A 12628-nucleotide genomic window follows, 5' to 3' on the forward strand; every position below is an offset into this window, starting at 1 on the left:
TTGGGCCTGACCCCCGGAAAGTGGACACGTCGGGGGTTATCTATGCTGCTTGGGTCAGTGTAGCTGATGTGAGTGCTTCGAAGTCATCGGGGGCTAGAAGGTTGCACCAGGAGTGTCGTCTGCGCGTGTTGTAGCGCATGCACGGGCCTGACCCCCGGAAAGTGGACACGTCGGGGGTTATCTATGCTGCTTGGGTCAGTGTAGCTGATGTGAGTGCTTCGAAGTCATCGGGGGCTAGAAGGTTGCACCAGGAGTGTCGTCTGCGCGTGTTGTAGCGCATGCACCACCGGAAGACTTCCTGCCGGCAGGTTATCGGATTGTCAAAGATTTTCCGATCACGCAGCACTTCACGTTTTAGGGTGGCGTTAAATGATTCTGCCAGGGCATTATCGGCACTCGTTCCTACCGCTCCCATGGATTGGCGTACACCCAGCGACGAGCAGTATTTTCTAAACGCTTGTGAGGTGTACACGCTGCCGTGATCGGAATGAAAAATGGCCCCGTCAAGACTTCCACGCACACCATGTGCGTGGGCTAGAGCATCAATGACCAACGAGACACGCATGTGGTCTGCGAGTGCATAACCTGCAAGTTTCCGTGAATAGGTGTCAATGACTGTGGCCAAATACATGTTCTTGCCCCCCCTTACAGGGCAGGTAGGTAATGTCGCCGACATACACACGGTTCGGCTCGTCAGCTGTGAATGTACGGCCTACTAGATCTGGCATGACACGGTGACCAGGCTTGCGCCTGGTGGTGATGCATCGACGCCGTTTGCTAAAGCCTTTTAGCCCCATGTTTTTCATGATGCGTGCGACTTTCTTGTGATTGATCGGGGAAATGTCTGTATCGTCGTTGAGGCTTGCAGCGATGCGTTTAGCACCATAAAGCCCGTGCTCGTCATCGAAGATGGTCTTGATTTTTGCGCCAATAAGAGCATCAGAACACGTCTTTAACCTGCGTTTTTCGCGGGTTTGCACCCATTTGTAGAACGAGGAGCGATTGAGCTTTAACACGTGGCACATCCGCTTGACCGAGTACTCGGTTCGGTGGTCATAGACAAACTGGAAGCGGATCACCAGCGTGTCTCTTCGGCAAAATATTTCGCGGCCTTGCGCAGGATATCGCGTTCTTCGCGCAGCTTCGCGTTCTCTTTTTCCAGCTGGCGGATTCGCTCAGAATCATTCGTCGCTTGGGCTTTATCATGCACGGCTTTAATGCGGGCACGTTTGCCGGTGCCGTACTTTTTGACCCAAGAATGCAGCGAGGCTCGATTAATACCGAGCTCCGCTGATGCTGAGTTCAACGAGAGGTCCTCATTGTTTTCATAGAGGGCCACGGCATCGCGTTTGAACTGTTCGGAATACCTGGACATGGTGGTAGATTACCTTTCTTCCCAGCCCAACCGGGCTGGATATCAGGTGTCCACCAAAAAGGGGTCAGGTCCCAGGGTCTTTGCGTTGTTGCTCACCGACAAAACGAAGACGACCCCCCTCTTCAAGAACACTGAATTTACGAGGAGTGTTTTGATCAAATTCGAAAGAAGTGAGCTCGACGTTGTCCGGAAGATCGATCCACAGATTGGCTTGGGATAAACGCTTTACGGCAACCGTTTTTCCTTGCGCACTCATGACAGTGGGAAAAGCGACTGAACCGGGGTCAATTACGTACTCGAATTCCTCGCCAACCTGCACAGTGTCAGGTGCGGTTGCTTTGAAAGCGAGTGCAAAGTCATTACCGAGATCAAGGGAGGTTCTTGCAAATGCAGCGCTACCCTTCGGTTGAACATAGCAAGCAAGCGGCAGATTAACGTCAGTCGTCGTCGCCTCCTGAGCAACGGCGGAGGGAACAACCAGCGCAGATACCGCGATGGCTCCCGAGGTGAAGCCGGCGAGCGCGCGGCGGAGGTTCATCTTCATTGTGTCTCCATGTGGGAAAAGGCGAACGCCGGGCGCAACGACCGCGTTGAGCGAGGCGAACGGGAAAATGACAGGCAGTCCATAGACAGCGGTTTGACAGTTAACCGCAAGGACTTTCCTGACTATATCACCAACACGGAAACTAAATTGGCCGAGTCGGAAAACCAGGCACATGACACCGAACACACGGGTTCCATGCCTAATAAGTGGGGCCAGCGGGGCTCGAACCCGCGACCAACGGATTATGAGTCCGCGGCTCTAACCGACTGAGCTATAGCCCCTCGCAGCGAGTCAGTATATCCGCGCGCGCTCAGCCCAATGAAACCGGGCACCACACTACCGAACGAAGCCGAAAAGCGCGTACTTACTGGCGATTTGTCACTGTGAACACCTACGGGCTAAAGTAGCAAAACGTTGCACAGCAGCATTCCCGCATAGCTCAGTTGGCAGAGCATTCGACTGTTAATCGAAGGGTCACTGGTTCGAGCCCAGTTGCGGGAGCAGATTAACCCAGCACAGGAATGCGCTGGGTTTCGTCGTTAAGCGAAAGCCTCGCTCTCGACGAACAACTGCGAGCAGGTAGACTCGGGCGCATGATTCAGTTCGTCGTCGGAGCAGCAGCCGGGTACGTGTTTGGCACGAAGGCGGGGCGCAAGCGATACCACCAGATCGTCGACACCACCCAGAAAGTGGTCAATTCGCCTGTGACGCAGCAGGTTGTCCGCTCGACGCGCAAAGCCATCGCGAATCAGCTCGACCCGGAGCCGCGTATGCGCGAGGTGAAGGATCTCAAGCGCGGCAAGAAGAGCACCGGGCCGGAGCTCGAGCACGAGATTTACGAACCCGACGAGGATTAGAGCCTAAACCAGCCCCGCGACAATCCCGTCGAGGATGTCTTTTTCGCTGATCACGAAAGACACGGCTCCGTGCGCTTCGAACGCGGTCATCATCTGCTCGACGATGACAGACCCGGACCCGATGACGTCGGCACGCCCGGGGTGCACCACGGGGTTCGCCGCACGTTCCTTCGCTGTCACTGACCGCAGCCATCCGGTGACTTCCCGCATCCGCGCAAACGGGATGTCGGACATGTGGATCCGCTCGGGATCGTAGGAATCAAGGTCCTGCGCCAGCGCGCTGAGCGTGGTGAATGTTCCCGCGCACCCCACAAACGTCGCAGCCTGCGCGACAGGCACGGTCTCCGCGGCCTCCGCCATTTGCTTATCGACGTACCCCCGCGCCTCACTCGTCTCCTCCCCCGTCGGCGGATCACTGCGCAGGATGCGCTCCGTCAACCTGACGCAGCCCATTTGGGTGGAGTAAGCACCGAGGATCTCCCCCGCTGCGGTACCGACAATGAACTCAGTCGAACCGCCGCCTAAGTCGATGACGCAGAACGGGCCGCGGTCAGAATCAATGTCGAGGGTCGCGCCCGTGAACGACAGGTCCGCTTCCTCTTCCCCGCTGATGACTTCGGCTTGGGCGCCGTCTTGTATGCGGCCGAGAAGCTCGGCGGTCATGCCGAAAAAGTCGTCACGGTTGGACGCATCGCGGGTCGCGGAGGTGGCCACCATACGCACGGCGGATACGCCTTCAGCCTCCATGCGGTCGACGTACGCGGCGAGAGCCTCGCGCGTGCGCTCAATGGCTTCGGGAGCGAGGCGACCGGTGGCGTCCACCCCCTGCCCGAGACGGACGATGGTGTTTTCGCGGGTGATTTCCCGAAGCGCACCGTCCTCCTCGATGGCACCGATAAGCAAACGGATGGAGTTCGTGCCGCAGTCCACAGCCGCGACGGTTTTCCCGGCCGTCATGCCAGGCCCTCCCCTGCTTCCTCGAGCGTGATGCCGAGATCGTCCAATGTCGGCCAGTCTTCCGGGATCGCGGTGCCGCGCATGTTGCCGTGCTCGGCTGCGAGAGCGACCGCTTCCGTGCCCAGGCGGACGCGGCCTGGCCCCTCTGCCAGCGCGTAGGCGATCAGGACGTGCAGGCACTTCACCCGGTCCGGCATGCCACCACCGGAGAAGTCGGTGCCGAGGTCCTCGATGGCGTTGCGTTCGGCCAGGTAGTGCTCGTGGGCGGCACGGTAGTCCGCCTTGAGGTCTGGGTCGGTGCCCAGACGGGATTCCATCCACTTCATCACCTGCGCGACCTCCAGGCGGGAAGCCTCAGCGGTCAGGCGTGGGTCGGTGAGGTAGTACAGGGTGGGGAACGGGGTGCCGTCGTCAAGCTTGGGCGCGGTCTTGACCACAGCCGGTTGGCCGTCGGGCGTGCGGTACGCGATGGCTAGTACGCCGCGCGGCTCGCGCCCGAGCTGGCGGGCGACAATCTCTAGGTCTTCCCTCATGGACGCTATTGTTCCACAGGTGCTTCAGCCGGCTCGGCCGGTGGTTCCTCGGGCGCAGGTGCCGGTGGCTCTTCGGGTGCCGGAGGCTCTTCAGGCGCGCCCTCGGTCTCGGGTTGCTTTTCCGGGATCTCACGGAGCGAATCCCATATCACGGTGTGCCACGGGGTGTCCGGGTCAATCTCGTCACCGCGCGACGTTGTGATTGCATCCGACTGCATGCGCGGGTCGATGATGCGCCACGCCGTCTCACCGGGCGCCATCATGCCTAGGCGTCGGCGGGCTTCCTGTTCAACGTAAGCGGGATCGTTGTAACGATCGATTTTCTCTTCGAGCTCAGTTTTTTGCTGCTTCTTCGATTCGATCGACGCTTCCAACCGGGCGATCTCTTCGCGGCCGCTGTAGTAGTTGCGCAGGGGCACCGCGATAGCAATCAGCACGATCAGCACCACGGTGATCAGGACGGCCACGCCGACAATGTCGCCTTTGAGCATCTCCATGCGGCGCGGTTTCTTCGCGCGCGCCTTGGCCCGTGCGGCATCACGGCTGGCAACCGGCACCGTCCGTGGTAGACGGTGCGGGGCGCGGCGTGCGCTGCGCTCGTTCGCGCGTTCAGGGGTGCGCTGCGGGTCACGCTGCGTTCTACCGCCGCGTGCGTTACGCTGCGCCGCGTCGCGCCCTGAGTCGCGTGGGGATCGTGTGGCCATAGTGAATACGAAGTGTACTCGCGCCCACCCCACGACCCCGCGCGACGCGCTGCGGGGCAACGCTCAGAACATTGCCCCGGAAACGAACGCTACTTGTTGTAGCGCGGGAAAGCGTTGCGGCCGGCGTACACAGCAGCCGGGCCGAGCTCTTCCTCAATGCGGATGAGGCGGTTGTACTTCGCCACACGCTCAGAGCGGGCCGGAGCACCAGTCTTGATCTGGCCGCAAGACAGCGCGACAGCCAGGTCGGCGATGGTGGTGTCCTCGGTCTCGCCGGAGCGGTGGGACATCATGGTGGCGTAGCGGTTGCGGTGCGCCAGCTCGACAGCGTCGAAGGTCTCGGTCAGGGTGCCGATCTGGTTGACCTTCACCAGCAGAGCGTTCGCAGCGTTCTGCTCGATGCCCTTGGCCAGGCGGTCCGGGTTGGTGACAAAGAAGTCATCGCCAACGATCTGCACCTTGTCGCCCAGCTCCTCGGTGAGCTTGACGTAGCCGCCCCAGTCATTCTCATCCAGCGGATCCTCAATGGAGACGATCGGGTACGCCTCAACGAGCTCGGCGTAGACCTTGGCCATTTCCTCTGCGGAGTGCTGACCGCCCTCGAAGTTGTAGGAGCCGTTCTCGAAGAACTCGGAGGAAGCCACATCGAGAGCCAGGGCGATGTCGGCGCCCGGCTTGTAGCCAGCCTTCTCGATGGCCTCAACGATCAGATCAAGTGCAGCGCGGGTGGAGTCGACCGAGGGGGCGAAGCCGCCCTCATCGCCCAGGCCGGTGGACAGGCCCTTGTCCTTAATCACGGACTTCAGAGCGTGGTAGACCTCTGCACCCTGACGCAGCGCCTCGGTGAAGGTGTCGGCACCGATCGGGGCGATCATGAACTCTTGGACATCCACGCCAGAGTCTGCGTGTGCGCCACCGTTGAGGATGTTCATCATCGGCACCGGCAGGACGTGCGCGTTCGGGCCGCCGATGTAGCGGTACAGCGGCAGGCCAGCGGAGTCAGCAGCAGCCTTGGCATTCGCCATGGAGACACCCAGGATCGCGTTAGCACCGAGGTTCTTCTTGTTGTCGGAGCCGTCCAGCTCAATCATGGCCAAGTCAAGGACACGCTGGTCATCCGCCTCAATGCCGGCAATGGCATCCGCGATGGTTTCGTTGACGTTGGTCACGGCGTTCTGGACGCCCTTGCCGCCGTAGCGGTCGCCGCCGTCGCGAAGCTCGTGCGCCTCGTGCTCGCCGGTGGACGCGCCGGAGGGCACCGCAGCAATGCCGTGGGAACCGTCGTCGAGGAAGACCTCAACCTCAACGGTCGGGTTACCGCGCGAGTCCATGATTTCACGTGCGTACGTCAGCATGATGTCAGCCACTGAAAATCTCCTTTGATCAGAGGTGGGATTGTCCGCCCCCGATTCTTCCAGAAAAACTGCCCCGCCGTCTGCGCTCGCGACTATCGGTGCGCGGGCTGGTCCAGCGCGTAGTTCGCGGCGGCGTCGCGGACGCGGATGACGTAATCGTTGGAGTGGTTGTACCCCAAGATCGCCGCCTGCCAGTCCTCCGGCGCAGACAGGTCGCGCCCGCCAAAGCAGAGCAGGTTGGCGGCGGTCAGCGCTGCATCGTCGATCTGTTGCGGGTCGGCGTAGCCGTCGCCGTTGGCATCGCGGCTATAGCGGGACCAGGACTCGGGAATGAACTGCATCGGGCCGACCGCACGGTCATACTCAGTGTCGTTGTCGTAGTGGCCACCGTCAGTGTCGTCAATACGCGCGAAGCCTTCGCTACCGTCCAAGGCGGGACCGATGATGGCGGGGTCGGCGACACCGCTCTCGTTTAGCCGGGCCGGGTCGAACATCCGGCCCGTATAGGTGCCATGGCGCGTTTCCACCCAGCCGATACCGGCAAGGGTGTTCCAGTGCAGGTTGCAGCTCGGCCACGACTCACGGGCAATAAGTTCAGCGTTGCCGTAAGCGCGCACTGCCTGGGGGTCGATGCCGGTGGACTCGGCAATCGGGGCGGCCCACTCAGCGAGGAGGTCAGAGGTTCGGCCGGGGCCGTGGACGTCGATAAGCGGCGGCGATTGCGCTGCTGCGGGCGGGAGGTCCGTAGGCACCGGTTGACGTTGCTGCTGGGACACCGGGTTGCCCATGCTGCTGAACAGCCAGAAAACGATCGCGATGATGAGTACAATCGCCATCACCACGCCCAGAACCGCACCGCACCCTCCGGCACGCCCGTTTTGCCGACTCGGCGGCGGGGATTTCGGGGCGTAGTAGCGGGGCGCAGTCACGATCGAACACTCTACCGCGCGGGCTCACCAATCCTTGCATCCCCAAAGAACTGCCAAGAAAAGTGCCCCTGCAGCAACAGTTTCCTCTTCCGTCACTGCGCGCGACGTCCCTCCAACGGCCGCATTGGTGACCAGCCGCTAGCGCATCGCTTAACGACGGCTACCCCCGCCCGTAATCTCTCGCTTCTTTCCTTCGGCCCACAACCGGACCTGTTCAGCTTTAGCCACGGTGCCGGTGCTGCCGTTGAACAGATAGGGCGCACGGCTCTTCATCTTGTCCACGAACGCCTGCGCGACATCAGCGAAAGAGAAAGCTCCACGCTGGTTTGCGATCTCAGCGTGGAAGAGCACCTGTAGAAGCAGGTCAGAGAGCTCCTTCTTCATCTCCTCGTCACCCTGCTCTGTGCGTACAGCATCCGCGAACTCGGCCGATTCCTGCTCAAGGTACTCCAGCAACGACTCATGGGTTTGGCCCATTTCCCACTCTCCGCGGGTGCGCGCCGCGCGCATGACCCGCTGCGCCTGATACACCGGATCCAACAGCGAGGACACCTGCACGAGTTCCTCGCCCGCCTCCACGCGTTCTTGCACAACGGGATCGTGGAGATCGGTCGTGACCAGCCACCCTTGCCCCTCGGCATCCTCCCCGCGAACGAGGTCACCGAAGTTCCACCGGGCCGCAATGGGCACCTCGTCAGTGAAGATGACAGGACCCTTCACCCGGCCGGCGACACCGATGGAGATCATGTCCGGCCATCGAGGATCCAAAACCAGAACGCTCATAAGGCTATATATTAGCGGGGAGAGACGTTTTCAGACTCATCCGCGGAAGGCGCGGTCGTTGAGCTCCCGGCGCGCTTGCTCCAGCGCGACCAGGTCAGAGAACAAGGCGTTGTACGCCATCTCATCATCGCTCGGCCGCATACGCTGCAGCTGCGACTTCAGCTGCGCGATCTGGTTACCCACCCTGACCTCCTGGAGACGGGAGAGCACAGAGTCGGCGTAAGCGCTCGGGTCCGCCGCATGAATTTCTTCGACCGCGAGCTCAGAGACGAAGTTTCGGCCGGTCACATCGGCCATTTCTGCGGCGACATTCGCGATCCACGCTGGGCCGGCACTCTCTGAAGCGCCAGCATTGGCCGCTCCGCCCACCTTGGCCATGGCGTCGCGGACGGCCCGGTACGCCGGATCGGTGAATGCGTCTGGGTTGATGCCGTCGAAGTAGCTGCCGGCAGCACCCGGATACTGCAGCGCCACCTTGATAGCCTCACGCTGTGCCCACAGGCGCGGGTCCTCCGGGTTAGGCACCTGGAAGGCGGGAGCACCCGGCGCGCCGGAGCCGCCATCGGAAGCTGCGGGGGTCGCGTTCTCCCACGCAGAACGCTTGTTGCCCTTATTCGACGGGTTCTTCGCTTCCTGGCGGACCTGGCGGATCACTTCATTCGGGTCCGGCCAACCGACCCATCCTGCGAGCTGGCGGGCGTACTCGGTTTGTAGTGGGGTGTCGCGGATCTGGGCGACGACGGGGACGGTACGCCGCAAAGCTTGCAGGCGCCCCTCCGGAGTATCCAGCGAGTAGTCCTTGAGCAGCGATTCAATGACGAACTCGAACATGGGAACGCGGCTGGCCACCAGGTTGCGCACCGCGGAATCCCCCTTGGCCATGCGCAGATCGCACGGGTCCATGCCCTCCGGAGCGACGGCGACAAAGGACTGGCCGGTGAACTGTTGGTCGCCCTCGAAGGCGCGCATGGCGGCTTTCTGGCCGGCCTCATCACCGTCGAAGGTGTAGATGAGCTCGCCACGAAAGTAATTGTCGTCCAGCATGAGACGGCGGATGATGCTCATGTGGTCCTTACCGAAGGCCGTGCCGCACGCAGCGACAGCGGTGGTGATGCCGGCGGCGTGCATCGCCATGACATCGGTGTAGCCCTCGACCACGACGCACTGGTGGCCTTGTGCGATGTTCTTTTTCGCTAAATCGAGGCCGAAAAGCACCTTGGACTTGTGATAGAGCATCGTGTCCTGGGTGTTCATGTACTTGCCCATATTGTCGTCATCGAACAACTTGCGGGCACCGAAACCGATGACGTTACCGGCGACATCCTTGATCGGCCACAGCAGGCGGCGGCGGAACTTGTCGATGGGACCGCGGCGCCCCATCGTGGACAAGCCCGCCTCTTGCAACTCCTGGGCGTCAAACCCCTTGCGCAGCAGGTGCTTGGTCAACGTGTCCCAGCCGTCCGGGGCGTAGCCGCATTCGAAGTGGTAAATGGTGTCTTTGTCGAAGCCGCGGTCGAGCAGGAACCGTCGCCCAGGCTCAGCCTCCGGAGTCTCCAACTGCTCGCGGTAGAACTCGTGCGCAGACTTGTTGGCGGCGAGCAAACGTGCGCGGGTACCGGGCTTCACATCGCGCGCACCGGTGGATCCGCCCTGGTAATTGATGTGGTAGCCGATCTCCTCCGCGACCGCCTCGACTGCTTCAGGGAAAGAGAGCTGCTCCATCTCCATCATGAAGGAGAAGACATCGCCGCCTTTGCCCGTGGAGAAACAGTGGTAGTAACCGCGGGCGGGGCGTACATGGAACGACGGGGTCTTCTCATCCTTGAAGGGCGACAAGCCTTTCAGAGAGTCATGCCCGGCAGGCTTGAGCTGAACGTACTCCCCCACGATGTCCGCGATGTTGGCGCGCTCACGGATAGCCTCGATGTCACTATCCGGAATTCTGCCCCTAGCCATGGCGCATATAGTACCTGCGCACCCGGACACGCGGAATAGCGCTGGATTGGGCGGGGCAATGCGCCGTCGTAAAGCATGCGGAGCATCCTGCACACGAGTGCGTAGGACCCATCCCGAACTGAGTCGCACCTGTCGCTCTTATCCCACAAGTTTCAAACGCCTCAAGTGGCGCATGTTGTTGAGTTCGGGATGAACTCTAGCCCTCACTAACCGACACCCCACCTTGCTCAGGATGCGGGCAGGGCGCCTAGCGGAGAGCGGCGTGAACACTCACAATCAATGTATGGGGAACATCGGGGATGAACAGCCGCGCAATCTTCTCGGTTCTGAGCGCGCCGATCGAGCGGCTGAGCTACGCCACCGTCTCTACCAAGAGCTCAGTGCCACGAGTCTCTATTGGTCAGGCAACGGGGCCCATCAAGACGCTGTAGCGAATCGGCCACTGTCCCTCGTCGCGGATAAAGCACTCGTTGATCAGGCCTGGTTTCGCGGTTTACCAACCCATGAGAAGGAAACCGTGCGCGGCGCCGCTGCTGTTCTGGCGACGCGGAAAGCCGTCTTGGTCGGCCGGTGGGCCGCAGCACAACACGGTATGTGGACTCCGACGCCCGGCGGCGGGCCCGTGGACCTTGTGCTCCCTTCTGGCTCGGTGCCTCCGAAATCCAAATGGCCACAGTTGACCCGCTACCACCAGTTCCCGATCAAAGACGACGACATTGTCGAGCTTGACGGTGTCCGCACAACCACACCTCTACGCACGAGCATTGATCTCCGCCGTCTCGAAGGCCGGGTGGGAGGGTTTCTTGCCGTCACTGCCCTGCTCAATAGCGGCATCCCTCTCAAGGAGATCGTCGCTTACAACCAATCTTTCGAGGATCCCCTCCCCCGAAACCACCACCTCCCTGTCTCCGCAGACTGGGATCCACCGCGGTTCTCCGACTTTGGAACCTGCCTGGCCTACGCGTGGATAGCCGAGGACGGCATGTGGGTGCGGGGCAACGTTGATCTGGGAGAGGGGTGGACCGCGCCCATCGTCGTTGATAGCCGCCTCATTGTGCTTATCGACGACGATCCCCTCCGCATACCCGCCAGCAACTGGACCCCTGCGGACATCCCCTCACCCCAGGAACCCCATCTATGCGCTACCGAACGGGGCTATCGGATCATCTTCTTTACCACTGACCAAGTCACGCGCAGCAAGACACGGTTTATCAGCCGGATTCGTAGTGAAAAGCTCAGGTACGGAGGTGGCACACCCTAAATGCGATTCGTGGGCAGCCGTAGGCGGGACCAGTGTTAAAGGAGTGATCCAGTTCGGGATGGGTCCTACCGCTGCCCCCCACCGACCCATGCCTAGGTGAAGAAGCCGGCGAGGCCGTCGGCCTTCTTTGCTGTGCGCTCCAAACGCGACTCCGTCATCGAGGCGATCTGGTCGATGATGACGCGCTGGCGCTGCGCATCGGTGGAGGCGTCAGCCCACCAAGCGGCGAACATCGTGTCCAGGGTGCCCGGCGCGCCCGCCAGCAGGTAGTCATAAACGCGGGTGATGCGGTCGCGCTGCCTGTCCTGCCGCGCAATGTGGGCGGGCATATCCATCACGTAGAGCACGGCGACGGTCTTGAGCAGACGGACCTCTGCCTCCGGTTCAGGCGGGATGACCAATTCCCCGTGCATGCGCCCCAGTTTCGCGCCCTCGGGCTTCGCCGCGAGCGTCGCGGAAACCACCGCACCGACATAGCGGCCGACCAGCTCCGATGTCATCCGCTTCAAATTCACGTACCCCTGGAGTGAGTAGTCGAAGTCGGCAGCTTCGCAGACGGTGGGGAGCGATCGGAGGCGGGCTGCGGCGTCGATAAGCTCCTCGGCCGTACCGCCAAACGCCGCCGCGCCCTTCTGCGCGAGCGCGGCCAGCTCCACGAGATCCCACAGCACCTTGAGCGTGATGCGGCCGGACAGGATGCCGTCTTCGACATCGTGGACGCTGTAGGCGATGTCATCGGAGCAGTCCATGACCTGCGCTTCCATCGGCGGGCGGTCGTCGACGTGGCCTTCACGCAGCCACGCGAGGATCTCCGCGTCCTCGTCGTAGGCCCCGTACTTCCTGTTCACGGTGCCGTCCGGGTTGGTCCGCGTGCGCGGGTACTTGCAGGCTGCATCTAGGGCGGCGCGGGTGAGGTTGAGGCCGTGGGATGTGCCGTCGATAAGCAATTTGGGCTCAAGGCGCGTGAGAATGCGCAGCGTTTGTGCGTTGCCCTCAAAACCGCCGCAGCCGTGCGCGAGCGCGTTGAGCGCGACTTCGCCGTTGTGCCCGTACGGCGGGTGGCCGATGTCGTGCGTGAGTCCCGCCATTTCGCACAGGTCTGGGTTGAGGCCCAAGCCGGAGCCGATTCCGCGGGCGATCTGCGCGACTTCAAGCGAGTGCGTCAGCCGGGTACGTGGGGTGTCGCCGTCACGCGGGCCGACAACCTGCGTCTTGTCAGCGAGCCGGCGCAGGGCCGCGGAGTGAAGCACACGGGCCCGGTCCCGCGAGAACGCGTCGCGAGAGTCCACACTCTCGGCGAGCTGCGAGCCTTTCTCCCCCTCCGTGACGCGCCTGGCGGTGTCGGCAGATTCATACTGGTAAGCCATCGCTCAC

11 protein-coding genes, 2 tRNA genes and 1 pseudogene are annotated in these 12628 nt (G+C 61.8%); 3 read left to right on the forward strand and 11 right to left on the reverse strand.

The features are described from left to right. Window positions 1–181: 181 nt before the first annotated feature. The 3 genes and pseudogenes from KBX07_RS06990 to KBX07_RS07000 form a co-directional block, all read right to left on the reverse strand. Window positions 182–1375, reverse strand: a pseudogene (locus tag KBX07_RS06990) (IS3 family transposase). A 64-nt stretch (window positions 1376–1439) separates the two neighbouring features. Beyond that, entirely contained in the window at window positions 1440–1919 is a 480-nt protein-coding gene (locus KBX07_RS06995; RefSeq protein WP_256019289.1) for a hypothetical protein, read from the reverse strand. 207 nt (window positions 1920–2126) lie between these two features. Beyond that, a tRNA-Ile gene (locus tag KBX07_RS07000) sits at window positions 2127–2200 on the reverse strand. Window positions 2201–2347: 147 nt separating this feature from the next. Between KBX07_RS07000 and KBX07_RS07005 the strand changes: the two genes are divergently transcribed. Together KBX07_RS07005 and KBX07_RS07010 are read left to right on the forward strand one after the other, a co-directional pair. Continuing rightward, window positions 2348–2420 (forward strand) — tRNA-Asn (locus tag KBX07_RS07005). Between the two features lie 92 nt (window positions 2421–2512). Then, the gene (locus KBX07_RS07010; RefSeq protein ID WP_005289379.1) at window positions 2513–2776 is read left to right on the forward strand and encodes an integrase domain-containing protein; all 264 of its coding nucleotides are present in this window, start codon (window positions 2513–2515) and stop codon (window positions 2774–2776) included. Window positions 2777–2779: 3 nt separating this feature from the next. Here the strand turns inward: KBX07_RS07010 and KBX07_RS07015 are convergent, their stop codons facing one another. The 7 genes from KBX07_RS07015 to dnaG form a co-directional block, all read right to left on the reverse strand. Next, window positions 2780–3733, reverse strand: a complete 954-nt coding sequence (locus tag KBX07_RS07015; protein WP_005289377.1) for a Ppx/GppA phosphatase family protein — start codon at window positions 3731–3733, stop codon at window positions 2780–2782. Continuing rightward, on the reverse strand, window positions 3730–4266 hold the full coding sequence (locus tag KBX07_RS07020; protein ID WP_005289375.1) for a DUF501 domain-containing protein: 537 nt from the start codon (window positions 4264–4266) through the stop codon (window positions 3730–3732). Before KBX07_RS07020 ends, KBX07_RS07015 begins: the two co-directional genes overlap by 4 nt. Window positions 4267–4271: 5 nt before the next feature. Next, window positions 4272–4970 (reverse strand): septum formation initiator family protein, encoded by a 699-nt coding sequence (locus KBX07_RS07025; RefSeq protein WP_005289373.1) that lies wholly within the window; start codon window positions 4968–4970, stop codon window positions 4272–4274. A gap of 89 nt (window positions 4971–5059) precedes the next feature. After that, the gene (gene eno / locus KBX07_RS07030; RefSeq protein WP_005289372.1) at window positions 5060–6337 is read right to left on the reverse strand and encodes a phosphopyruvate hydratase; all 1278 of its coding nucleotides are present in this window, start codon (window positions 6335–6337) and stop codon (window positions 5060–5062) included. 80 nt (window positions 6338–6417) lie between these two features. Further along, window positions 6418–7161 (reverse strand): lytic transglycosylase domain-containing protein, encoded by a 744-nt coding sequence (locus tag KBX07_RS07035; protein WP_255995586.1) that lies wholly within the window; start codon window positions 7159–7161, stop codon window positions 6418–6420. 243 nt (window positions 7162–7404) lie between these two features. Next, window positions 7405–8037 (reverse strand): MazG nucleotide pyrophosphohydrolase domain-containing protein, encoded by a 633-nt coding sequence (locus KBX07_RS07040; protein WP_005289368.1) that lies wholly within the window; start codon window positions 8035–8037, stop codon window positions 7405–7407. Between the two features lie 36 nt (window positions 8038–8073). Then, complete coding sequence (gene dnaG / locus KBX07_RS07045; RefSeq protein ID WP_255998265.1) at window positions 8074–9993, reverse strand: DNA primase; 1920 nt, start codon at window positions 9991–9993, stop codon at window positions 8074–8076. Between the two features lie 283 nt (window positions 9994–10276). Between dnaG and KBX07_RS07050 the strand changes: the two genes are divergently transcribed. Then, entirely contained in the window at window positions 10277–11254 is a 978-nt protein-coding gene (locus KBX07_RS07050) for a hypothetical protein (RefSeq protein ID WP_256023539.1), read from the forward strand. Between the two features lie 92 nt (window positions 11255–11346). Here KBX07_RS07050 and KBX07_RS07055 read toward each other — a convergent pair whose 3' ends face one another. After that, complete coding sequence (locus tag KBX07_RS07055; RefSeq protein ID WP_005289361.1) at window positions 11347–12621, reverse strand: deoxyguanosinetriphosphate triphosphohydrolase; 1275 nt, start codon at window positions 12619–12621, stop codon at window positions 11347–11349. Window positions 12622–12628: the final 7 nt, after the last annotated feature.

Origin of the sequence: Corynebacterium sp. CCUG 70398 (assembly GCF_024454055.1) — a bacterium.
Lineage (GTDB): Bacteria > Actinomycetota > Actinomycetes > Mycobacteriales > Mycobacteriaceae > Corynebacterium > Corynebacterium genitalium.

Coding starts and splice junctions, on each gene's coding strand:
- KBX07_RS07055 (WP_005289361.1), bottom strand. CDS start 12,621: ATGGCTTACCAGTATGAATCTGCCGACACCGCCAGGCGCGTCACGGAG.
- KBX07_RS07010 (WP_005289379.1), top strand. CDS start 2,513: ATGATTCAGTTCGTCGTCGGAGCAGCAGCCGGGTACGTGTTTGGCACG.
- dnaG (WP_255998265.1), bottom strand. CDS start 9,993: ATGGCTAGGGGCAGAATTCCGGATAGTGACATCGAGGCTATCCGTGAG.
- KBX07_RS07015 (WP_005289377.1), bottom strand. CDS start 3,733: ATGACGGCCGGGAAAACCGTCGCGGCTGTGGACTGCGGCACGAACTCC.
- KBX07_RS07035 (WP_255995586.1), bottom strand. CDS start 7,161: ATGGCGATTGTACTCATCATCGCGATCGTTTTCTGGCTGTTCAGCAGC.
- KBX07_RS07025 (WP_005289373.1), bottom strand. CDS start 4,970: ATGGCCACACGATCCCCACGCGACTCAGGGCGCGACGCGGCGCAGCGT.
- KBX07_RS07020 (WP_005289375.1), bottom strand. CDS start 4,266: ATGAGGGAAGACCTAGAGATTGTCGCCCGCCAGCTCGGGCGCGAGCCG.
- KBX07_RS06995 (WP_256019289.1), bottom strand. CDS start 1,919: ATGAAGATGAACCTCCGCCGCGCGCTCGCCGGCTTCACCTCGGGAGCC.
- KBX07_RS07040 (WP_005289368.1), bottom strand. CDS start 8,037: ATGAGCGTTCTGGTTTTGGATCCTCGATGGCCGGACATGATCTCCATC.
- KBX07_RS07050 (WP_256023539.1), top strand. CDS start 10,277: ATGGGGAACATCGGGGATGAACAGCCGCGCAATCTTCTCGGTTCTGAG.